This is a genomic window from Streptomyces sp. HNM0575 (assembly GCF_012726265.1).
In the GTDB taxonomy this organism is placed as follows: domain Bacteria; phylum Actinomycetota; class Actinomycetes; order Streptomycetales; family Streptomycetaceae; genus Streptomyces.
Genome location: NZ_JAASAG010000012.1, coordinates 162,999 through 183,251, shown reverse-complemented (window position 1 = coordinate 183,251; position 20,253 = coordinate 162,999). Strand labels below are relative to the sequence as shown.

Below are 20,253 nucleotides of genomic sequence, written 5' to 3'. Positions count from 1 at the left end.
TGTGCGGTCTTGTTCGGCGTGGACATCATGGGCGGACCACCTGGGTCATCTCGGCGTCCGGCGATGGCGCCGGTGCCGGCGCGGGACGCCGCGCCGTATCGCTGATCTTGAGCAGGATCGCCACGAGCGCCCAGTTGGCGATGACGGACGAACCGCCCTGTGCGAGGAAGGGCATCGTCATGCCCGTGAGCGGGATGAGCCCCATCACGCCGCCCGCGACGACGAAGACCTGGATGCCGAACGCCGCGGACAGGCCCACGGCCAGCAGCTTGCCGAAGGGGTCGCGGGCCGCGAGCGAGGTGCGGATGCCGCGCTCCACGAGCAGTCCGTACAGCAGCAGCAGCGCCATCACGCCGGCGAGGCCCAGCTCTTCGCCCACGGTGGCGAAGATGTAGTCGCTCTTCGCGGCGAAGCCGATGAGCCGGGAGAAGCCCTGCCCGAGCCCCGAGCCGAGCACGCCGCCCGAGCCGAAGGCCCACAGTGCCTGCGCGGGCTGCTCCGAGCCGTCCTTGAAGGCCTGCATCGGGTCGAGCCAGTCGTCGACGCGGCCCTGCACGTGGGGCTCGAAGCTGGCGACGGCGACGGCGCCGACGACGGTGAGCGCGAGGCCGAAGACGATCCAGCTGGTGCGTTCCGTGGCGACGTACAGCATCACGACGAAGAGGCCGAAGAAGAGCATCGAGGTGCCCAGGTCGGTCTCGAAGACGAGGATGAGGACCGACAGGCCCCAGATCACCAGGATCGGGCCCAGGTCGCGTCCGCGCGGCAGGTAGAGCCCCATGAAGCGGCGGCTGGCGAGGGCGAGGGCGTCGCGCTTGACCATCAGGTAGCCGGCGAAGAAGACAGCGATGATGATCTTCGCGAACTCTCCCGGCTGGAGCGAGCCGATCCCGGGGATCGTGATCCAGATTCGGGCGCCGAAGCGGGCCGGGAAGAACACGGGAAGGATCAGCAGGATCAGCGCCGCCACCATCGAGATGTACGTGTAGCGCTGGAGCACCCGGTGGTCCTTGAGGAAGACCAGCACCCCGACGAAGAGCGCGACGCCGAGCGTGGACCACATCAGCTGCGTGGGGGCGGCGGCGCCGCCCGGCAGCGGTTCGAGGTCGAGCCGGTAGATGAGCACGAGGCCCATGCCGTTGAGCAGCGTGGCGATCGGCAGCATCAGCGGGTCCGCGTACGGTGCCCAGCGGCGCACGACCACGTGAGCCACGCCTGCGAGCAGGCACAGGCCCGCACCGTAGCCCAGCATGCCGGCGGGCAGTGCGCCGTCCTTGGCCAGGCCGACGTTGGCGTAGGCGAAGACGGGGATGAGCACGGCGAAGATCAGCATCGCCAGCTCGGTGTTGCGGCGGCTGGGAAGGCCTCCGGGGGAGACCGTCGTGTTGCTGCCGGTGTTCGTCATGATGTTGCTGCTCATTGCTGCCGGAGCCCCCCTACGGCGCGGTGCACTGCTTGGCGAGCTGCTGCTGCTTCTCCGACAGCTTCGGGCCGGGCGTCGGCGAAGGAGAGCCGCTGGGCTTCTTGCCGCCGGAGGCGCCTGCCGCCGAGTCCTTCGCCGAGTCGCCCGCCTCGCCCTGCTTGGCCGGGTCGTCCTTCTTCTTGCCCTCGTCGTCCTTCGGGGGCTGGACGCGCTGCTCGGCGACGATCCGGCAGACCTCGGCCTGCGCCTCCAACTCGTCGGCCTTGTCGCGCGCTTCGCCGGAGCTGCTGGCCGCGATGGTCTCGCGGACCTGGTTGCGCTGGTAGCCGGGCAGGTACTTGAGTTCGACTCCGGGACGGTCCTGGTAGACCTCGTGCAGGCTGATGCCGGCCAGCTCCTGGCTGATGCCCTGGTAGAGCGCGATGTGGTCGTCGTTGGCGCCGACGTAGTACTGGGTCTGCGTCCAGCGGTAACCGCCGTAGAGCCCGCCGCCGACGATGATCAGGACCAGCGCGATCCACACCGACCGCCGCAGCCAGCCTCTGCCGCCGCGGTGCTTGATGAAGTCTTCCTCGGTGTACGCGTCGAAGCTGCCGGCGGGCGGGCCCGCCATGTTGCCGCTTCCGGGCGGCCCGAAGCCATCACCGCCCGGGCTCTGCGGAGGCACCGACTGGCCCGCGGTGCGCCCGAGTTCGGCGGCGCGCGCGGCGGGCGTGTGCATGGCCGCGACGCCGCCGAGCGGCGTCTGCGACTCAGCGACGGCACCGACGACGATCGGGGTGTCGTTCAACTGCCGCCCGAGAGCGTCGTTCTCGTCGACGTCGACGACGTCCGCGACGATGCACGTGATGTTGTCGGGGCCGCCGCCGCGCAGCGCGAGCTGGATCAGCTCCTGCACCGTCTCCTGCGGCCCCTGGTAACTGGCGAGGGCTTCCTCGATGGTCTGCGGGCTGACGACGGTGGGCAGTCCGTCGGAGCAGATGAGATAGCGGTCGCCTGCGCGAACCTCCCTGATGGACAGGTCGGGTTCGACGTGGTCGCCGCTGCCCAGCGCGCGCATCAGCAGCGAGCGCTGCGGGTGGGTCGTGGCTTCCTCTTCGGTGATGCGGCCCTCGTCGACGAGCTTCTGCACCCACGTGTGGTCCTGGGTGATCTGCGTGAGCTGTCCGTCGCGGAGCAGGTACGCGCGGGAGTCGCCGACGTGCACGAGCCCGAGCCGCTGGCCCGTCCACAGCAGCGCGGTGAGCGTGGTGCCCATGCCCTCCAGCTGCGGGTCCTCCTCGACCATGACGCGCAGCTGGTCGTTCGCGCGCTGCACGGCGACGCCGAGCGAGGTGAGGATGTCGGAGCCCGGGATGTCCTCGTCGAGCTGGACGATGGTGGAGATCACCTCGGAGCTGGCGACCTCGCCCGCGGCCTGGCCGCCCATGCCGTCGGCGACCGCGAGCAGGCGCGGGCCGGCGTATCCGGAGTCCTCGTTGTGGTCCCGGATCATGCCGTCGTGAGACCCGGCGGCGAAGCGCAGTGACAGACTCATGCGCACCTCGCCCGTCGGCTCCGGATACATCCGCACGGTGCCCACCCTCCGGTCGTCATGATCTGTACTACTTCCGCAGCTCGATGACCGTCTTGCCGATACGGATCGGCGCTCCGGGCTGGATCGGCGTCGGAGTGGTGAGTCGGGTCCTGTCGAGATAAGTGCCGTTGGTGGACCCGAGATCCTCGACGATCCACTGGCCGTCACGGTCCGGGTAGATCCTGGCATGCCGGCTGGAGGCGTAGTCGTCATCCAGCACGATTGTGGAGTCGTGCGCACGGCCCAGCGTGATGGTCTGCCCCTGGAGCGCCACCGTCGTCCCGGTCAACGACCCTTCTGTGACGACGAGCTTGCTCGGTGCGTTCCGCCCGCGGCCGCCACCGCCGCGTCGGCCTCCCTGCTGCCGCGGGGGCTGCTGGCGCTGCTGCGGGCGCTGGCCCTCGGCCCGCCGCGCTGCGCGCTGGGTCACGCGCGTACCGAACAGATCGCTGCGGATGACCTGCACGGCCACGATGACGAACAGCCACAGTACGGCGAGAAAACCCAGCCGCATGACCGTGAGGGTCAGCTCTGACATGCCCCCGCTTCACCCTTCGGCTTGCCGGTAAATGATCGTGGTGCTGCCCACGACGATGCGTGAGCCGTCGCGGAGCGTAGCGCGAGTGGTGTGCTGCCCGTCCACCACGATGCCGTTCGTGGATCCGAGATCCTGGATCGAGGCCGGGTCTCCCACGCGGATCTCGCAGTGCCGGCGCGAGACTCCGGGGTCGTCGACGCGCACGTCGGCCTCGGTGCTGCGGCCCAGCACGAGCGTCGGGCGGGAGATCTGATGGCGGTTGCCGTTGATCTCGATCCAGCGCCTCGTCTCGGCACGGGGCATCGCGCCGGCGTCGCTGCCGGAGCCGGGGGCGTAACCGGGGGGCGGTCCGGCCAGCATGGGCGGCGCACCCGCCGGGCCGGCTCCGGGCGGGTAACCGCCTTGGCCGCCATAGGCGTTGTTGGGTGCGCCGCCGGCGCGCTGCGGCTGCTGCGAGGCGCTGGAGGCGAGGGTGCGGCTGCGCACCCGGTAGAGACCGGTGTCGAGTTCGTCGGCCTTCTCCAGATGGACCTTGACGGACCCCATGAAGGTGTAGCGCTGCTGCTTCGCGTAGTCGCGTACCATTCCGCCCAGTTCGTCGCCCAGCTGGCCGGAGTACGGGCTGAGGCGCTCGTAGTCGGGGGCGCTCAACTCGACGATGAAGTCGTTGGGTACGACCGTGCGGTCGCGGTTCCAGATCGTCGCGTTGTTGTCGCATTCGCGCTGGAGGGCGCCCGCGATCTCCACGGGCTGTACCTCGGACTTGAACACCTTCGCGAAGGTGCCGTTGACAAGACCTTCCAGACGCTGCTCGAAGCGCTTCAGAACTCCCACGTTGCACCTCCTTCCCAGATGCCCTCGGCTCTAGTGCGCCTCCAGTGTCACCCGGTGGCGCCCGTGCTGTGTTCGTACGTCGGTCCGGTACTGCTTACTGATCGTATCCACGCGTGGGGATACCGGGTGGTTCCCCGGTGGGGCCCGGGCGCAGGAGTGTCACCTCTCACACCCCTCGGCGTCGCCGCGCACGCGGTCACACCCTCGCATGGATCGCGGCGTCCCCGAAGCCAGTGTCCCGTAGTCGCGCACACACCTGCGGTGCCGGTGCCGCCCGCCCTGCTGCGGCACCGATACGGATGTGAACCCACCGCGGCCAGCGTGCTAATCTTTCGGTCGTCGGCAGGCGTCCCGAGGGAGCCCGTCGGTCGCCCTTCCGCTCAGGCGGGAGGCACCCGATGCGCGGGTGGCGGAATAGGCAGACGCGCTGGATTCAGGTTCCAGTGTCCGAAAGGACGTGGGGGTTCAACTCCCCCCTCGCGCACAGAGAGACACCGACGAAACGGGTCTCCGTCAGTGACGAAAGTCGCGGCGGGGGCCCGTTTCTCGTTGGTCGGACGGCAGGCGGCCCACTTTGGGACGCCTGACATTGCGCACAAGAACTTTTTCTACGCATAGGGCCCGTACCGGGACAAAGTTCCCAGTACGGGCCCTGGTTGGTGATCTTCAGTTGCCGTGACCGGAGTTGATCAAGCGGGGACGGTGCGAGGAAGCCGGCAAGGGGCCGGCGATCAGCAAGGGCGCGGACGCGGACACCCCGTCAGGTATTGCCTCGTGCAGTGGGTCCCCGCGTCATCGCACTCAATTCGGGGTCACGGGGCTGTATGTGCCCGTGGGGTTCCCCCGAGGGCAAGGAGCGCGCTGAGTACCGAGACGGCTGCCAGCGCGAGGAACAGTGCCGGGTATCCGCCCAGGGGCCCGGCGAGGGCGGCTCCGGCGAAGGGGGCGAGGCCGGTGGCTGTGGTGACGGGCGCGGTGAGGATGCCGCTGAGTCTGCCGTAGTTCCGGGCGCCCCAGCGGTCGGTGACGGCGGTGGCTTGCAGGAGGGTGAGGTTGCCGCGGACCATGCCGACGCCGATGGCGAGGGCGGTCAGGAGGGTCACGGGACCGGGGACGACGGCGAGGGCAGCGGTGGTGACGCCGCCGGCCGCGATGAGGGCGCTGGTGCGCGTGGTGACACCGGTGCGGCGGGCGAAGGGTGCGTAGAGAGTCCGGCCCAGGGTCTGTCCGAGGCCGCCGAGGCCGAGCGCCCAGGCCGCCTGCGTGGGGGTGGCACCGCGTTCGTTCAGCAGCGGGACGATGCCGATGACGACGGCGAAGGACGAGAGCGCGGAGAGCGTCAGCGCGACGGCCAGGAGAACGAAGGGCCGGGTGCGTGCGACCGGCGTTGTGGGCTTCGCCACCTTCTCGGGCTGTCCGGCCGCCTTCTCGGGCTGTCCGGCCGCGTTCGGGGCGTCGGGTGCGGGTGGCCATGGGGCCCGGAGGGCGAGCGCGTGGGCGGGGACGGTGACCGCGGCGAGGACCGCGGCCAGGGTGACGTATGCGGCGCGCCAGCTCATGTGCTCGATGAGCGCGGCCGTGATCGGTGCGAAGACGGTGCTGGCCAATCCCCCGGCGAGGGTCAGGATCGTCAGCCCACGCACCCGGGTACCGCCCCACCAACGGGTGACCGCGGCGAAGGCGGGAGGGTAGAGCGTTCCGGCCATGGCTGCACCGGCACAGAGCCAAGCTCCTACGAACACAAGGAAGTTGGGGGCCGCTGCGATGGCCAGCACTGATGCCGTGGCAAGGGCGGATCCGGCCGTCATCACGGCGCGTGGGCCCCGCCGGTCCAGTACGCGTCCGACAGGGATGCCCGCGAGAGCGCTGACGAGCAGGGCGGCTGAGAAGGCGCCCGTTGCCGCGGTGCCCGACCAGCCGGTCGCGGCTGTCAGGCGGGGCAGGAGAACGGGGAAGGCGTAATAGAGGACGCCCCAGCTGGTGATCTGCGTGACGCACAGGGCGGGCAGGACAAGGCGGGGCCGCGACCGGTCCCCCGTGCCGGTCGCGGCCTCAGCGGTGAGAAGGCGCGTCATCCGCACGTCAGCAGCAGCCTCCGGTGGTGGCGTTCACGGCCCCGGAGGAAGCGGGTTCGGCTCCCAGGTGGTCCATGCGGGCCCTCCCTTGCGGGCCCGCCTTCGATGAGGACGGGCTTGAGCAGGGGTTCCACGACGGCGAAGTCGGCGCAGCCGTCGGGGAGTCCGGCCGGCTCGGCCCCAAGGAGCCTGCTGTGGAAGGCGGCTGACGCGTCCAGGTCCGGGACGCGGAGCGCGAGTCGTACGCGTGACATGGTGCACCTCGTCGGATTCAGCAGCCGCCGGCTCCGGCCGGGGCTTCGACGTCTGCGGTCTGCACGGTGTCCGGCGCCGCGCAGCAGCCGCCGCCCGCACCTTCAGTCTCCGCCTGGGCGTCCGGATCGTCGAAGAGCCCGGCGCCGCCGCACACTCCGGTCTCCGGCAGGGTCAGCTCGACGCGTTCGGCGGCTTCACGGTCTCCGGCGAGTGCGGCCGCGATGGAGCGGACCTGTTCGTAGCCGGTCATCGCGAGGAAGGTCGGCGCGCGGCCGTAGCTCTTCATCCCCGCCAGGTAGAGGTTCGATTCGGGGTGTCCCAGCTCCTTCGCGCCGTGTGGATACACGGTGCCGCAGGAGTGGACGTTCGGATCGATCAACGGAGCCAGTTCGAGGGGGGATTGGAGCCGTGTGTCCAGGCCGAGGCGCAGCTCGCCGAGGAAGGACAGGTCGGGCCGCAGACCGGTCAGTGCGATGACCTCGTCGACCGGCTCCAGGCGGCGGCCGTCCTCTCCGGAGAGGACCAGCTGTCCGTCGACACGGTCCACGGCGGTCGTACGGAATCCGGTGACGGCTTCGGCGTAGCCGTCCCCGACGGCGGCTCTGGCACGCAGTCCGAGCGCGCCTCGGGCGTGCAGCCGGTCGGCTTCGCCGCCCCCGAAGGTGTCCTCGCCGATGCTGCGCCGAAGGATCCAGGTCGTGTGGGTGCCCGGATGTTCCTTCGCCAGGGCGGCGAGACCGGCGAGCACGGTGAAGGCGGACGCACCGGAGCCGAGGACGGCGGTGCGCCTGCCCGCGTAACGGGCGCGTGCGGAGGGGCTCTTGAGGTCGGGGACGCGGTAGGCGATGTGATCGGCGGCGGTGCGTTCTCCGAGCGCGGGAAGCCCGTCGCCGCCGAGCGGACCGGGGCCCGACCACGTGCCGGAGGCGTCGACGACGGCCCGGGCGGTCAGCCTCTCCTCGTCGCCGTCCGCTGTGACGAGATGGACGGTGAAGGGCTGCTCGTCGCGGCCGGCGTCGACCACGCGGTCGCGGCCGGCGCGGGAGACGCCGGTCACGCGGGTTCCATAGCGGACGCGTTCGCCCAGCACGTCGGCCAGCGGCTGGAGGTACAGCTCGGCCCACTCCGCGCCGGAAGGGCAGGCGGCACCGTCGGGGCGTACCCAGCCGGTCGGGGCGAGGAGCTTCTCGGCGGCGGGGTCGACGAGTTCGGCCCAGGGCGAGAAGAGCCGCACGTGGCCCCACTCCCGCACGGCCGTGCCCGCACCCGGCCCGGCCTCCAGCACCAGCGGCTCCTGCTCCCGCGCGGCGAGGTGGACCGCGGCGGCCAGGCCGACCGGGCCTGCTCCGATCACGACGACGGGCGGTGTGGCGGCCTCTTCCACGGTGGCTCCCCTGGTTGCTTCGACGTCTGTCTATGGCTTGCCCTGTGACCATCCCACCTGATTCGATAAGCGTCAACATAGACATTTATCAAATTAATTAGCGAGTGGTGGAGACTCTCGAACTCGACCGGCACCCCCGATGCTCACCGGCGTCGAAGGCTCTGAAGTCACCTTGAGCGATGGAAGTGTGGATGGCGTCGTCGTCGTGCTTGCCGCCGAAGGGGCCGCACCTGGCCGGCCCGGCTCCGGCGTGTGCGGGCCTGGGGTGGAGCGCTTATTCGATGCGTGTCAAAATAGATGCATGTCGAATACCAAGGCGTTGCCGCTGATCGAGGCGGACGTGGCGCCGTGCTGCCCCCCGCTGGACGAGGGGCCGCTGACGTCGGAGGAGGCAGAGCGGGCTGCCGCGATGTTCAAGGCGCTGGGGGACCCGGTGCGGCTGCGGCTCTTCTCCCAGATCGCCTCGCATGCCGGTGGCGAAGCCTGCGTATGCGACATCTCCGACGTCGGCGTCTCGCAGCCGACTGTCAGCCACCACTTGAAGAAGCTGCGTGAGGCCGGGTTGCTGACCTCCGAGAGGCGCGGCACGTGGGTGTACTACCGCGTCGCCCCCAGCGTCATGGCCTCCATGGCACGCAGCTTCTCGGTCTCGGGACGAGAACCCCTTGACTGACCCGGTCGGTCAGGAGCGCTGCCGTTGCCCGGCCACATTGTCTGCGGCTGAGGCCGCCCGGTCGTGACGGACTCCGCTGACATCGTGCTGCTGGCCGCCGCAGGGCTCGTCGCCGGGCTTGTCGGGTCGGCGGGCGGCATCACTTCCCTGCTCTCCTATCCCGCGCTGCTGGCCGTGGGCCTTCCCGCTCTGTCGGCGAACGTGACCAACCTCGTCGCGGGCGTCGCCTGCTGGCCCGGTGCGGCTCTCGCCTCCCAGTCCGAGCTGGTCGGCCAGGGGCGATGGCTGCGACGCCGGGTGCCGATGGCCGCCCTCGGCGGTGCGACGGGTTCGGTGTTGTTGCTCTCCACCCCACCGGGGACGTTCGCTCGCGTCGTGCCGTTCCTGGTGGCCGCCGGTTCGCTGGCTCTGCTTGTCCAGCCCTGGCTCGTCGGCGGCGCTTCGAGGAACCAGCGTGGTCGCACCTCGGGGGCGTGGGGTGCGGTTCTTCCGATGGGGCTGATCGCGGTCTCCGTGTACGGCGGCTACTTCGGTGCCGGGTCCGGTGTGATGACCCTTGCTCTCCTGCTGATCACGGCCGAGCCTCACATGGCCACCGCCAACGCCCTGAAGAACATGCTCATCGGCGCCCTGACCCTCGTCTCGGCTCTCCTCTTCGCTGCCTTGGGGCCCGTCGACTGGGCGGCGGTACTGCCGCTGGGTCTCGGGATGTTCGTCGGCTCCACGCTCGGCCCGCGGCTTGCCCGCCGGCTGCCGGCCGCGTTGCTGCGCTGGCTGGTCGCCTTGATCGGTATCGGCCTGGCTGTCCAGTTGTGGATCAACCCGAGTGAATGAGATCGGGCCGCGTCCCGTGGCGAAGCGTGAGACTCCGTGGCCGAGTCGGCGCCTGCGGAAGGTGGCGCCGCCGGGTCAGCGGCACTGCCGGTGCACGCTCCTGGCGCCTCGGGGGACTGCGATGGGGCCGAACAGGCCCGGGCCGTCGGTGTCATGGGGCTGACAGCGGGTCCGGCGGCGTGAACTTCCGGCGCCAGGCCAGCGATACGTACACCAGAGCCACCAGCACCGGCACCTCGATCAGGGGTCCCACGACGCCGGAGAGTGCCTGGCCGGAGGTGAGGCCGAAGGTGGCGACGGCCACGGCGATGGCGAGCTCGAAGTTGTTGCCCGCAGCGGTGAACGCAAGCGTGGCCGTTCGCTCATACGGGATGCCGAGGCCCTTGCCGAGGGCGAAGGAGCCGAACCACATCAGCGCAAAGTAGGCCAGCAGTGGCAGGGCGATGCGGGCGACGTCCAGGGGCTGGGAGGTGATCGTCTTCCCCTGGAGTGCGAAGAGGATCACGATGGTGAACAGCAGGCCGTACAGGGCGAACAGGCCGATCTTCGGCAGGAATTCGTTCTCGTACGACTCGCGTCCCAGCTTCTTCTCACCGAGGCGGCGGGTGAGGAAGCCCGCCAGCAGCGGGATGCCGAGGAAGACGACCACGTTCCAGGCGATCTTCCACATGGAGATGCCGAGCTGCTGCCCGGTTGCGAGGCCGAGCCAGCCGGGCAGCAGATCAAGGTAGAGCCAGCCGAGCAGGCCGAAGGCCAGGACCTGGAAGACGGAGTTGAGGGCCACGAGGACGGCTGCGGCCTCGCGGTCGCCGCACGCAAGGTCGTTCCAGATGACGACCATCGCGATGCAGCGCGCGAGGCCGACGATGATCAGGCCGGTGCGGTACTCGGGGAGGTCGGGCAGGAAGATCCAGGCCAGCGCGAACATCACCGCCGGCCCCAGGATCCAGTTGATGACCAGCGAAGAGAGCATGAGCTTCCGGTCGCCGGTGACCGCGTCGAGCTTGTCGTAGCGGACCTTGGCCAGCACGGGATACATCATCACCAGCAGGCCCACCGAGATCGGCAGCGAGATCCCGCCGATCTCGACCTTGCTGAGCACGCTGTTCAGGCCGGTGATGACGCGGCCGAGGCCGAGCCCCAGTGCCATCGCCATCAGAATCCACACCGCCAGGAAGCGGTCCAGCGTGGACAGGCCGGCGACGACCCCGGGCGTGGGCTCCGGGGTCGTGGAGGCGGAGGGTTCGGTGCGGGTCACGGGCAGGCCCTCTTCTTGCCGGCAGCGGCTGTGGCGCGGGCGGTGGCGGCGAGATCCGAGAAGGAGCCGGCCACGGCCTCGATGACCTCGGGCCGCAGCTTGTAGTAGGTGAAGCGGCCGCACGGCTCGGTCTCCACGACCCCGGCCTCGCGCAGCACCTTCAGGTGGTTGGAGAGGTTTGTCTGACGCGCTCCGGTCTCCTCCACCAAGTGCGTTGTGCAGAGGGTCTCGTGGGCCAGCAGGGTCACGATCCGAAGCCTGAGGGGGTCTGCCAGGACCCGGATCAGGTCGGTGTCGACTGACGTCAGCATGCGTTGATACTGTCACATCAGTCATCGCTGACACCAGCGTCCGCTGATTCGTGAACCTCGCGAAGGGGGTCCGATGACCGCCTTGATCTCCCCACTTCCGCCCGATGCCCGTCTCGCCACGAGCGCTGCCCGACTGGCAGCACGTCACCAGGGCACCTACTCCGTCGAGACGGTGCAGCGCCTGCTCGCCGACTCCTACACACGGCTCGCCGCACACGCCCGCATTCGGGCGCCCACCTGATCGTGCTCGCCGAACGCCTCACCGCCCTCGCAGACATCCAGGAGGCTGCTCCGTCGCGGCCTCCTCGGGCGCCGTTTCGTCTGTAGCGGCAACGCCGGACGCCACTGACCGACGAAGTGATCAACGCGGCAGACATCGTGGTCACCATGGGCTGCGGCGATGCCTGCCCCGTAATCGACGGCCACCGCTACCTGGACCGGCCCGTCCCCGATCCCGACGGCGCCCCACTGGTCGTCGTGCGTCGCGTCCGGGACGACATCGACGCCCACATCACCGACCTGCTCAACTCCCTGCCCCCGACCGCCTGAAGTGCAGAGGGAAGGACCCGATGTCCGCCACACCCATCGCATCCGTGCTGTTCGTCTGCGTGCACAACGCCGGACGCTCCCAGATGGCAGCCGGATTCCTCTCCCACCTCGCGGGTGAGCAGGTCGAAGTCCGATCGGCCGGATCCCTGCCCGCAGGGCAGGTCAACCCCGCCGCTGTCGAGGCCATGAAAGAGGTGGGCATCGACATCTCCCACAGCACACCCAAGATCCTCACCGCTGACGCGGTAGAGGCTTCCGACTACGTCATCACCATGGGCTGCGGCGACGCCTGCCCGGTCTTCCCCGGTAAGAAGTACCTGGACTGGGAACTCGACGACCCGGCGGGCAAGGGCGTCGAAGCCGTCCGGCCCATCAGGGACCAGATCAAGACCCGGGTCGAGGCACTCGTCACCGAGATCCACGGGAAGGGCAGCTCGCGCTGAGATGTCCGTGGCTCAGGGGCCCCCGTAACTCGATGGTCCGGGCGCTGGCGATCAGGGCGAACACCATCGTTCTCGACCACATCACGGTCCTGGAGGACACCGGGCTTGTGAAGTTCGAAGAGCTGAACGATGTGAAGTGATCAGGCCCGGTCGCCCACGCCAGGATGCTGTGAGAGCAGCCTCCCGGGCCCCGGTGCATCGAGGCAAAGGCTCAGCGTCCCGAGACATGTGATCGACGCTCGTCGACGGACTGCGCCCGCAACGCTTCGAAGGCCCGGTCGACCAGCGTCGGCAGGTGATCCCTGCCCTCGCCGTCAGCCCAGACGGTGAGGGCGGTGGTCAGTGCCGCAAGTGAGGCTGCTGCGAGGACGCGGACCCGCAGGGAATCATCGTCCGGTCGGCGTGCCATGAGGGCGTCGCGGAAGAGCTGTTCCGTGGCGTACTGGTTCTGCCACAGGCGGGCCCGTAGAGCAGGTGCGTTCCGGATCAGCCGCGTGCGTACGAGCAGTGCCTGCTTGTCCGCCTCGTAGATACCCGCGAGGCCCTGGGCAAGGGCCTGTTGGAGCGCGGTGAGTGGGTCTTCCTCCAGCGGGCGTTCTTCGATGAGCCGGGTGATCAGAGGGTCGTAGTCGTCCGATTCGACGACGGATTCCTTTGTGGGGAAGTAGCGGAAGAAGGTCATGTGGGAGACGTCCGCGGCCGCGGCGATGTCCTCCACGGTGGTGCTCTCGTAGCCCTGGTCGAGGAAGAGCCGCAGGGCGTGCTCCTGGATGCTCCGGCGGGTCTGGGCCTTCTTGCGTTCGCGCAGGCTCTCGGCAGGGGGCTCGGACCCGCCGCCGTTCGGCTTCATCGCTCTCGTCTCCCCGGAGTTCGGTGCATCGGCCGTCGCCTCACCGCGATTCCCGGTCATGGTCCTTGTCCAGGGCGGATGTCAGCCACTTGTCGAGCGCGGCCATGGACGTACCTCGCCAGGCGAGGTGAGCATCCGGGCGGACGAGCATCACGTGCACGCCCAGAGGTGTGCGGGGGGTGAGCGCTGCGATTCTGCCGGGACCTCCAAGTCGCCGGCGGGCGGCTTCGAGGAAGTCTGCCGCTCCCGTGCGGGGCGTCAACAGCGCCCAGCGGGCGCCGAGTTCCGCGTGCAGCCTGGTCCTGTGCCCGTCCGTCGTCGTGCAGTCGAGGTCCGGGGCCCGGTCGCCGGGCCGCGGGCCACGGGTCGTCCAGGTTCGCAGCGAACGACGGGCGAGCGGTCCACCCCGGTAGCTGATCTTCAGCTGGGAGGCCTGCTCCCAGATCAGCCGCTGCACCGTCGGCCGGTTCATCAGCGGCACGAGGAGGTGATCGCGCAGCGCGCGGGCCGGTGCGTTCTGCCCCGTGACCACACGGGTCATGGCGCTGGTGGACTCCAGCACCTCCTTCGCGATGGGACGGCGCTCGGACTCGTACGTGTTCAGCAGGTCCTCACCGGCCTGTCCCGAGGCCACGAGAGCGAGCTGCCCACGAACCTGTCCGCCCGAGAATTCGACCATGACCCCGGTGGCGTCCTGTTCGGCGGCGGTCAGCTCACATCCCCACTCCACTTCAGTCCCCAGCGCAAGGAGGCGATGCCTGAGTCGTGCTTCCACTTCGGACTGGGAGATCAACAGACCCGGCCGGGTCATCAGTCTTGTGGGCTGGCCGACCTTCAGCCGCGACGGGACGGCCGTCGACGTGAGTGATCACCTGTCGGATGTGGATCGAGCTCTCCGGAAGTCGTCCAATGCGCCAAGACAGTCGAGGACTTCGGACCCTCTCGGCTGGAGTCCCAAGGCCCGGGAGGTGGTGGCAGGTGCCTCGGCGCGGTCGATCACCCGGACCGGGATTCCCGCTGCCCGAAGGCCGCACGCCAGAGTGAGCCCCGTCGGCCCCGCTCCGGCAACGATCACGGCTGGAGCTTCCATGACGATCTCCTGTTAGGAACTAACAGATACTCGATAAGAGCCCGTGCCAAACAGGGAGCCGACCGACGATTGCCAGCGCTGTTCGCTGAGAACAGGCAGCCCCGGAGCGCCCTACGGGCCGAGTCCCGTCTCGCGGTCCACTGACGGCAGGTACTGCTCAGGAACGCCACAACGTCCTGGCCGGCTGAACCACTTGGACGTCATGGAGGGGTTCGCGCAGGGCGCGGAGAGGGGCCTGCCAGAAAGGCTGAAGAGCCTTGACGGTCAGGAATCGGGATTCGAACTCCACGTGACCCGCTGCGATGGTGGCGGCGCGCAGACCGCTCGCATGCAGAACCTCGATCAGATGGTGGAGTGCGCCTCCGCAGACGTCGGTCACGACCGGTGTGTCGGTGACCCGTGCGAGCGTTCCGCCGGTCACCCGGGCACTGGCTTCCAACGCGGCGATCAGGCGGACGAGGTGGACGGGACCGTCGAGCGGATCCTGAACCACCTCACGAGTCACAGCTTCGAGCTGGTCGTTGCCGAATCCCGACCAGGCGGCCACAAGCCGGGCGAGTGGTGCAGGGTCGATCAGCCTGCCCTCGTCGCCGCCGTAATCCGCTGCCTCGACCAACAGCAGAGACGGGCCGGGGCTGGGTTGCCCGTGAGAACCAGTGCTGGACATGTTCCCCTGTCTCGCTGCCGCGGACGGTCGCACCGGAGCTTCACAGTCGTCCGCCCCGAGCCGCAGTCTCGGCCATGGGGCATTGAATCGCATTGCCGACTTCCGGCAGTCTTCGGTGGCCGTTGGCTTCCGCATCAGCACGCGGCGACCTTCGGCGCAGCCGGCATCCGGCTGCTGCGTGGTGTTCGTCAAGGCGCGTCGGAAGCAAGCAGGTGCGCTTGCCCTGGTCGTAGCTGGAGTGCTTGTCCCGTCCCGTTGCGCCGCTGTGCGTCAGGGTGCTGGGAAATCGGCCTTCGCATCTCGTCGCGCCAGAAGAAGCAGCGCTGCCACGGGACCCGTGAACAGGAAGATCATGACGACCGTGTCCACCACGAGGTTCTCGGTCACGATCCCGACGGACAGGAAGCCGAGCCAGAGCAGGATCGTGAGTCGCCCCGGTGTGCTACCCCAACTCCAGTGGTGTCGCTGACAATTCTCGGTGAACTGCCTGGCCCAGCGCGGGTCGCGGGCCACGAGAGCAGCCTCCATCGTCTTCAGCGCTTGCCTCTCGCGTTTCGACAGCACGGCCACTCCACTTGGGCGATCGACGTCCCGCTTCTTCATCTCACTGCTGCTCGTCGGCCCCGCATGGAGCCGTGTGTTCAGCGTGCGAGCGGGATGCCATCGTGCTCCCCTCCGGGTGCCGCGGCAAGGACCGATCTGCCGCCGTTCCCTGCCGGGACCGCGAGTCCTGCCATGCCTGGTGCTCCCAGTCAGGCCAGAGCGAAGTAGCGCAGCCAGACGTAGCCGGCCGACAGGGTTACGGTCACGGCGGTGACGATCAGGCCGTACTTGGTGAACTGCCAGAACGTGATGGGCTGACGGTTGGATTCGGCGATCCCCAGGACCACGACGTTGGCAGACGCGCCGATGGCGGTGGCGTTGCCGCCCAGGTCGGCGCCGAGGGCCAGTGCCCACCACAGCACATGCTGGCTGTCTCCGCTACCGCCCATGTCGTGGACGAGGTCGGCGGTGATGGGCGCCATCGTCGCCACGTACGGGATGTTGTCGACGATCCCCGACAGACCGGCCGAGCCGAAGAGCAGGAGCATCGAGGCCAGCAGCGGCTCGCCTCCGGTGGCCTTCGCCAGGGACTTGGACAGTTCGCCGATGACGCCGGTCTCGATCAGTGCGCCGACCATGACGAATAGGCCGGCGAAGAAGGCCAGCGTGGGCCACTCCACTTCCTTCAGCACTGTGCCCGTCTCGGCCGTGGAAATCGCGATCAGCAGCCCGGCGCCGAGAAGCGCGACGACGCTCGGCTCGAAGTGCAGCACCGGATGGAGAACGAATCCGGCGACGACCAGGATGAGAACGATCAGGCTCTGGACCAGTAGCCGGTGGTCGTGGATGGCGTCGCGCTCCTCGAGCGCCATGACTTCCTTGGTGCGCTCCTCGTCGTAGACGAAGACCTTGCGGAACATGATCCGGCACAGCAGGATCAGCACGGCCGTGAGCACCACCGCGATGGGCAGCATGTGCACGAGAAAGTCGTTGAACGTGAGCCCGCCCCGGCTGGCGATGATGATGTTCGGCGGGTCGCCGACCAGGGTGGCGGCACCGCCGATGTTGGAGGCCAGGACTTCGGCGATCAGGAACGGGGCGGACCGCAGCCCCAGCCGCTCGCACACCAGCAGCGTCACCGGGGCGATCAGCAGCACCGTGGTGACGTTGTCCAGCAAGGCGGACGCGGCCGCGGTGATCACGATGAGCATGGCCATCACGCGGAAGGGCCGGCCGCGGGCGCGCTTCACCGACCAGATGGCCAGGTATTCGAAGACGCCGGTCTGCTTCAGCACTCCGACGATGGCCATCATGCCCAGCAGCAGGAAGATGACGTTCCAGTCGATGCCCGAGCGTTCGCTGTAGAAGGCCGCCTTGTCATCGGTGGCGCCGATCGCGAGCATGACTGCTGCGCCGCCCAGAGCCGCGGCCGTGCGGTGGACCCGCTCGGTGACGATGAGCACGTAGGCCCCGACGAATGCCGCGATCGCCGCCCAGCTCTGCCAGTCGTTCACGTGACTCCCAACAGTCGGTCCAGCAGGTGCGCCGCTGTGATCACGCCGAGCATCCGGGGCGGCGTACCCCGGGCGTGGGAGTCGTCCCCGAGTCCTTCCATGACGGCGACCAACGGGCTCCGTTCACGTGCCATCAGGGCAGCGACTTCCAGAGCGGTGTCATCCGCGTCCGTCGTCGGCGGTTTCTGCCGCTCCCGCACGGGGGGCAGGGCTTCGGATACGGGCCTGCCGGCCAGGGCTTGGCACAAGCGGTCGGCATGCTCCTCATCGATGACCCTCGCCAGGGCCGGGTCCTCGATCGCGTAGCTGGGAACCAGCACCTTGACCAGCTGGGAAGCGGGCAGCACGGCCTGCGGTCGATCGTGCTCGTCCAGCACCAGCAGTCCGGGTAGCCGACGGTCCGCCAGGAGGCGCGCGGCCTCCAGGACGTCGCTGTCGAGAGTCACCGAGGGGTACTCCTCGGCCAGGTCACGTGCGCGCATTGTCGTTCTCCTTCACCGCTTCGGCTTCGCTCGAGGCACCTCGGCCCGCAGCGGGGCCCTTCTCATGCGTGCCCGCAACGGCGTCGTCCGGAATGCCGACCAGCGCCTCGAGGCGGAAGGCACGGGCGATCGGAGCGTCAGTGCTGCTGTGCGCCACGATGGAGAAGGCGATGCACACCGCCACCAGCGTGAAAGCTTCTTTCCCGTGCGGGACGCCGGATTGCAGCACCAGTAGCCCGTAAACGACCGAGGCGAACCCCTTGGGACCGAACCACGCCGCGGTCAGCCTCTCCCTCCTGTCGAAGCGGGTGCCGACGAGCGACAGCAGCAGCGACGCCGGACGGACGAGCAGGATCGTCAGAGCGACCGCCACGTAACCGCGCCACGGGAGTCCGGCGAACAGCGACGGGGTGAGCAGGGCGCCGAAGACGAGCAGAGCCACGAACTTGGCCAACTCGGCGAAGGCCCCACCCAGCGGTTCGAAGGCGCGCCTCCCTTCAGGCGAGACCGACGCCAGCACCGCACCCGCGCAGAACGCCGCCAGGTAGGGGTTGGCATGCGTCAGATGGCAGGCCGCGTAGAGGATCACTCCCACCGAGAGCGGAAGCAGCGGCTGCAGCTTGGGCTCTGCGCCCAGGACCGGAACGCGGGTCATCCAATGGACGGCCAGCGGGAGCACGGCGCCCAGCGCCAGGCCGGCCACCAACTCCAGAAGAATCGCGTCCAGCGACGCCGTGGCCGTCTGCGCCGACGGGCCCGCCGCCGAGATGAGCACCAGGACGACGGGCAGCGCCAGACCATCGTTGATGCCGCTCTCCACGTTCAGCAACTGCCGCAGACGGGCCGGGACTTCCTTGCGTCCCACGATGGCAGAGGCGAAGACAGGGTCCGTCGGCGACAGAACCGCCCCAACCAGGAACGACGTGACCCAGTCCAGGCCCACGAGGAAGTGGGCGGCCAGCGCCACTCCGACGAACGCCAGGGGCATGCCGAGAACGAGAGCCCTGGCCGGAGAACGCCACGCTCCGCGGAGACTGGGGAACGAGACGTGCATCCCGTCCGTGAACAGCACGGCGAAGAGAGCAAGATCCGCGGTCACCGCGACGACGTCGCTGTCCGGGGTGATGTGAATCCACCCGAGGAAACCGTCACCGACCAGGGCCCCACCGACGAGGAACAGCAAAGAGGTGGAAAGCACGGACCGGGCTGCCAGCCCCGAGAGCAGCACAGCCACAAGAAGCGCTGCGCCGAAGACCACTACGAGCACCACGGGAAGCCACCGATCGGAAGAGAGCTGTCTCTTGATCGCCGACCAGACTTCCCGGCACTCCAGCGGGAACATTACACGGACGGCAACCATCCACGACAGGTCGCTGTCGACGTTCCCTGTGGTCCCGGGAGGCTCCGGTGCAGGTCGCACGCGGGGCCGGCCCGGATGCTGCGCCGGACCGGCCCCGCTCGAAACCGCTGGTCAAACTACTTCAGGAGCACCCCTTTCCTCCCGACGTGGTTGGGCCCGCACTCGTATGACGGCTGCCCGGATCGGACAGTGCCCTCACCCTCACGCGGACCGAGCCTTTCGCGTTGTGCGCAGAGCAAGGGCCACGCCGCCGAGGACCACCACGGTGGCCGCCGCAAAGAGGACCAGCGTGACCGTGCGATCGATCCCCAGGATCGTGTCGCTTCCGTCCCGCTCCGCTGCCGGGGCGGGTTTCGCGAGATGCAGCCCCTGACAGGCATCCGGGGCCGCCGCGGCCTTGGCGCCGTCGGCGACCTCGAACTGGAAGGAGTTGGTCTGGCGGTCGCCGTCGGCTGCGGAGACGCGGTAGGTGAGTGTCGTCACCCCTGCACGCATCCGGCCGACAGAGGCGCAGACGACGGAGTCGTCTGCCACCTCCGGCTTCCCGACGGGCACAGAAGCGCCTTTGGCGCCGGTCAGCTTGACCTTCGGCGTGGAGCCGGAGGCCAGGCCGGGGAACTTCAGCGAAATGACGCTCGTCCCCGTCCCGACCTTGGACCCCGGCGCCGGCGTCGCCTCCTGCAGCGGACTGTGGGCCTGGGCGGGCGCTCCGAACACGAGCAGCACGCACAGGCACCCCAGCAGGGCTGCCGACGTCCTCAGAACTCGAAATCGGCGCATGCGATCCGGTTGTCCTGAGCCTTGTGGGGGTGGACGACGAGGGCGACCGCGTCCTTGCCGGTCTTCTTCTTGTTGTTCACCGTCGTCATGGCCTTTCCGTCCTTGTCGGCCTTGAACATCAGGTGGATCTCGTTCGGCGGCTTGGCGGGGCCGCCCTTCTTGAACTGGAAGTGCTCACCGCCGTTTTCGGCGGAGCAGTGCTGTGCGTGCAGATGCGCCATATATGTGTCTCCCGGCTTCAGGCCGGTCAACGAGACAGTCACCGTGGTGCCCTTCGGGCCCTGCGCCTGCCAGGCCGTGCCGTTCACGTCGTCCATGCCGGGCGGGCGCGTGTCCAGCAGCTTGAAGGGACCCTTAACGACGTCGGCGTCGGGGATCTTGCTCGCAGGCGTGGCATGGGGGTCCCCCATCGCCTTGCCGTGCATTCCGCCCATGTTCTTGGACCCGGACCCGTGGTCGGCCGACTCCTTCGAGGCGCTGTCGGAGGACCCGCCTCCGCAGCCGGACAGCAGGGCCGCTGCCGCGGCCACGACGGTGCAGCACACCGCGAGACGAGGGCGGCCCGTACGCGCGGCCAGTCCCCGCTCGGACTTCATCGGCCGTGCCGCTGACGTGGTGTCATGCAGAGGCACCTGACCGGATACGTGATGGTTCATGGAAACTCCCGATCGATGAGGAGGCCTGGGCCCTCCCGAAGGCGTCACGGCACAACGCTGCGGCGCACCGCGCGGTAGGGACACGGCCCAGGGCCGAATGAACAGGCCGACGCGCACACAGGCCCGCCGGTACGGTCGCCTGTTCTCCCCGGCCACGG

Annotated in this window: 23 protein-coding genes, 1 tRNA gene and 1 pseudogene; 6 read left to right on the top strand and 19 right to left on the bottom strand. The window is 69.0% G+C overall.

Features of this window, described 5'->3' with window-relative positions:
• Positions 1–25 precede the first annotated feature (25 nt).
• The 4 genes from HCC61_RS26035 to HCC61_RS26020 are packed head-to-tail and all read right to left on the bottom strand — an operon-like array spanning position 26 to position 4,371.
• On the bottom strand, positions 26–1,420 hold the full coding sequence (locus HCC61_RS26035; protein WP_169139476.1) for an FtsW/RodA/SpoVE family cell cycle protein: 1,395 nt from the start codon (positions 1,418–1,420) through the stop codon (positions 26–28).
• A gap of 16 nt (positions 1,421–1,436) precedes the next feature.
• The gene (locus HCC61_RS26030) at positions 1,437–3,005 is read right to left on the bottom strand and encodes a Stp1/IreP family PP2C-type Ser/Thr phosphatase (protein ID WP_169139474.1); all 1,569 of its coding nucleotides are present in this window, start codon (positions 3,003–3,005) and stop codon (positions 1,437–1,439) included.
• 22 nt (positions 3,006–3,027) lie between these two features.
• The gene (locus tag HCC61_RS26025) at positions 3,028–3,537 is read right to left on the bottom strand and encodes an FHA domain-containing protein (RefSeq protein ID WP_169139472.1); all 510 of its coding nucleotides are present in this window, start codon (positions 3,535–3,537) and stop codon (positions 3,028–3,030) included.
• 9 nt (positions 3,538–3,546) lie between these two features.
• Positions 3,547–4,371 carry a DUF3662 and FHA domain-containing protein gene (locus HCC61_RS26020; protein ID WP_169139470.1) on the bottom strand — a complete coding sequence of 275 codons (825 nt, stop codon included), beginning with the start codon at positions 4,369–4,371 and terminating at the stop codon, positions 3,547–3,549.
• A 400-nt stretch (positions 4,372–4,771) separates the two neighbouring features.
• Between HCC61_RS26020 and HCC61_RS26015 the strand changes: the two genes are divergently transcribed.
• Positions 4,772–4,855 (top strand) — tRNA-Leu (locus tag HCC61_RS26015).
• Between the two features lie 328 nt (positions 4,856–5,183).
• Here the strand turns inward: HCC61_RS26015 and HCC61_RS26010 are convergent.
• The 3 genes and pseudogenes from HCC61_RS26010 to HCC61_RS26000 all read right to left on the bottom strand — a co-directional run bounded on the left by HCC61_RS26010 (position 5,184) and on the right by HCC61_RS26000 (position 8,085).
• Positions 5,184–6,446: an MFS transporter gene (locus tag HCC61_RS26010; RefSeq protein ID WP_169139468.1), complete on the bottom strand. Its 1,263-nt coding sequence runs from the start codon at positions 6,444–6,446 to the stop codon at positions 5,184–5,186.
• A 43-nt stretch (positions 6,447–6,489) separates the two neighbouring features.
• Positions 6,490–6,700 (bottom strand): annotated as a pseudogene (locus HCC61_RS26005) (glyoxalase/bleomycin resistance/dioxygenase family protein); the annotation flags it as partial.
• Positions 6,701–6,717: 17 nt separating this feature from the next.
• The gene (locus tag HCC61_RS26000; RefSeq protein ID WP_169139464.1) at positions 6,718–8,085 is read right to left on the bottom strand and encodes an FAD-dependent oxidoreductase; all 1,368 of its coding nucleotides are present in this window, start codon (positions 8,083–8,085) and stop codon (positions 6,718–6,720) included.
• Positions 8,086–8,386: 301 nt separating this feature from the next.
• Here HCC61_RS26000 and HCC61_RS25995 point away from each other — a divergent pair, with 301 nt between their 5' ends.
• Both HCC61_RS25995 and HCC61_RS25990 read left to right on the top strand, forming a co-directional pair.
• Positions 8,387–8,758 (top strand): metalloregulator ArsR/SmtB family transcription factor, encoded by a 372-nt coding sequence (locus HCC61_RS25995; RefSeq protein WP_169139462.1) that lies wholly within the window; start codon positions 8,387–8,389, stop codon positions 8,756–8,758.
• A gap of 63 nt (positions 8,759–8,821) precedes the next feature.
• Positions 8,822–9,592: a sulfite exporter TauE/SafE family protein gene (locus tag HCC61_RS25990; RefSeq protein ID WP_206323014.1), complete on the top strand. Its 771-nt coding sequence runs from the start codon at positions 8,822–8,824 to the stop codon at positions 9,590–9,592.
• A gap of 151 nt (positions 9,593–9,743) precedes the next feature.
• On the opposite strand, the gene arsB is transcribed toward HCC61_RS25990, so the two are convergent.
• Together arsB and HCC61_RS25980 are read right to left on the bottom strand one after the other, a co-directional pair.
• Positions 9,744–10,850, bottom strand: coding sequence for an ACR3 family arsenite efflux transporter (gene arsB, locus HCC61_RS25985; protein ID WP_169139460.1), 1,107 nt, complete (start codon positions 10,848–10,850; stop codon positions 9,744–9,746).
• Positions 10,847–11,161 (bottom strand): metalloregulator ArsR/SmtB family transcription factor, encoded by a 315-nt coding sequence (locus HCC61_RS25980; protein ID WP_169139458.1) that lies wholly within the window; start codon positions 11,159–11,161, stop codon positions 10,847–10,849. Before HCC61_RS25980 ends, arsB begins: the two co-directional genes overlap by 4 nt.
• 73 nt (positions 11,162–11,234) lie before the next feature.
• Here HCC61_RS25980 and HCC61_RS30960 point away from each other — a divergent pair, with 73 nt between their 5' ends.
• From HCC61_RS30960 to HCC61_RS25970, 3 genes are all read left to right on the top strand, one after another.
• Positions 11,235–11,402: a hypothetical protein gene (locus HCC61_RS30960; protein ID WP_240969294.1), complete on the top strand. Its 168-nt coding sequence runs from the start codon at positions 11,235–11,237 to the stop codon at positions 11,400–11,402.
• Positions 11,403–11,518: 116 nt separating this feature from the next.
• Positions 11,519–11,710 (top strand): hypothetical protein, encoded by a 192-nt coding sequence (locus HCC61_RS30955; RefSeq protein ID WP_240969293.1) that lies wholly within the window; start codon positions 11,519–11,521, stop codon positions 11,708–11,710.
• 20 nt (positions 11,711–11,730) lie between these two features.
• The gene (locus HCC61_RS25970) at positions 11,731–12,153 is read left to right on the top strand and encodes an arsenate reductase ArsC (RefSeq protein WP_169139456.1); all 423 of its coding nucleotides are present in this window, start codon (positions 11,731–11,733) and stop codon (positions 12,151–12,153) included.
• Between the two features lie 211 nt (positions 12,154–12,364).
• Here the strand turns inward: HCC61_RS25970 and HCC61_RS25965 are convergent, their stop codons facing one another.
• The 10 genes from HCC61_RS25965 to HCC61_RS25925 form a co-directional block, all read right to left on the bottom strand.
• Entirely contained in the window at positions 12,365–13,003 is a 639-nt protein-coding gene (locus tag HCC61_RS25965) for a TetR family transcriptional regulator (RefSeq protein ID WP_169139455.1), read from the bottom strand.
• Positions 13,004–13,043: 40 nt separating this feature from the next.
• The gene (locus tag HCC61_RS30950) at positions 13,044–13,733 is read right to left on the bottom strand and encodes an FAD-dependent monooxygenase (RefSeq protein WP_346777388.1); all 690 of its coding nucleotides are present in this window, start codon (positions 13,731–13,733) and stop codon (positions 13,044–13,046) included.
• Between the two features lie 138 nt (positions 13,734–13,871).
• A complete protein-coding gene (locus HCC61_RS31570; RefSeq protein WP_240969292.1) occupies positions 13,872–14,093 on the bottom strand; it encodes an FAD-dependent monooxygenase in 222 nt (73 codons plus the stop codon).
• Positions 14,094–14,250: 157 nt separating this feature from the next.
• Complete coding sequence (locus HCC61_RS25955; RefSeq protein WP_169139453.1) at positions 14,251–14,709, bottom strand: hypothetical protein; 459 nt, start codon at positions 14,707–14,709, stop codon at positions 14,251–14,253.
• 321 nt (positions 14,710–15,030) lie between these two features.
• Positions 15,031–15,363: a DUF3040 domain-containing protein gene (locus tag HCC61_RS25950; protein WP_169139451.1), complete on the bottom strand. Its 333-nt coding sequence runs from the start codon at positions 15,361–15,363 to the stop codon at positions 15,031–15,033.
• A 149-nt stretch (positions 15,364–15,512) separates the two neighbouring features.
• Entirely contained in the window at positions 15,513–16,817 is a 1,305-nt protein-coding gene (locus tag HCC61_RS25945) for an ArsB/NhaD family transporter (protein ID WP_169139449.1), read from the bottom strand.
• Positions 16,814–17,299, bottom strand: a complete 486-nt coding sequence (locus HCC61_RS25940; protein ID WP_169139447.1) for a CBS domain-containing protein — start codon at positions 17,297–17,299, stop codon at positions 16,814–16,816. Before HCC61_RS25940 ends, HCC61_RS25945 begins: the two co-directional genes overlap by 4 nt.
• A complete protein-coding gene (locus tag HCC61_RS25935) occupies positions 17,286–18,569 on the bottom strand; it encodes a cation:proton antiporter (RefSeq protein WP_169139691.1) in 1,284 nt (427 codons plus the stop codon). Before HCC61_RS25935 ends, HCC61_RS25940 begins: the two co-directional genes overlap by 14 nt.
• A gap of 291 nt (positions 18,570–18,860) precedes the next feature.
• Positions 18,861–19,385, bottom strand: a complete 525-nt coding sequence (locus HCC61_RS25930; RefSeq protein ID WP_346777387.1) for a copper resistance protein CopC — start codon at positions 19,383–19,385, stop codon at positions 18,861–18,863.
• Positions 19,386–19,417: 32 nt separating this feature from the next.
• Complete coding sequence (locus HCC61_RS25925) at positions 19,418–20,095, bottom strand: superoxide dismutase family protein (protein WP_240969291.1); 678 nt, start codon at positions 20,093–20,095, stop codon at positions 19,418–19,420.
• Positions 20,096–20,253: the final 158 nt, after the last annotated feature.

Coding starts and splice junctions, on each gene's coding strand:
- HCC61_RS25940 (WP_169139447.1), bottom strand. CDS start 17,299: ATGCGCGCACGTGACCTGGCCGAGGAGTACCCCTCGGTGACTCTCGAC.
- HCC61_RS25995 (WP_169139462.1), top strand. CDS start 8,387: ATGTCGAATACCAAGGCGTTGCCGCTGATCGAGGCGGACGTGGCGCCG.
- HCC61_RS26010 (WP_169139468.1), bottom strand. CDS start 6,446: ATGACGCGCCTTCTCACCGCTGAGGCCGCGACCGGCACGGGGGACCGG.
- HCC61_RS31570 (WP_240969292.1), bottom strand. CDS start 14,093: ATGGAAGCTCCAGCCGTGATCGTTGCCGGAGCGGGGCCGACGGGGCTC.
- HCC61_RS25970 (WP_169139456.1), top strand. CDS start 11,731: ATGTCCGCCACACCCATCGCATCCGTGCTGTTCGTCTGCGTGCACAAC.
- HCC61_RS25965 (WP_169139455.1), bottom strand. CDS start 13,003: ATGAAGCCGAACGGCGGCGGGTCCGAGCCCCCTGCCGAGAGCCTGCGC.
- HCC61_RS30960 (WP_240969294.1), top strand. CDS start 11,235: ATGACCGCCTTGATCTCCCCACTTCCGCCCGATGCCCGTCTCGCCACG.
- HCC61_RS26025 (WP_169139472.1), bottom strand. CDS start 3,537: ATGTCAGAGCTGACCCTCACGGTCATGCGGCTGGGTTTTCTCGCCGTA.
- HCC61_RS25950 (WP_169139451.1), bottom strand. CDS start 15,363: ATGAAGAAGCGGGACGTCGATCGCCCAAGTGGAGTGGCCGTGCTGTCG.
- HCC61_RS25980 (WP_169139458.1), bottom strand. CDS start 11,161: ATGCTGACGTCAGTCGACACCGACCTGATCCGGGTCCTGGCAGACCCC.
- HCC61_RS26035 (WP_169139476.1), bottom strand. CDS start 1,420: ATGAGCAGCAACATCATGACGAACACCGGCAGCAACACGACGGTCTCC.
- HCC61_RS25925 (WP_240969291.1), bottom strand. CDS start 20,095: ATGAACCATCACGTATCCGGTCAGGTGCCTCTGCATGACACCACGTCA.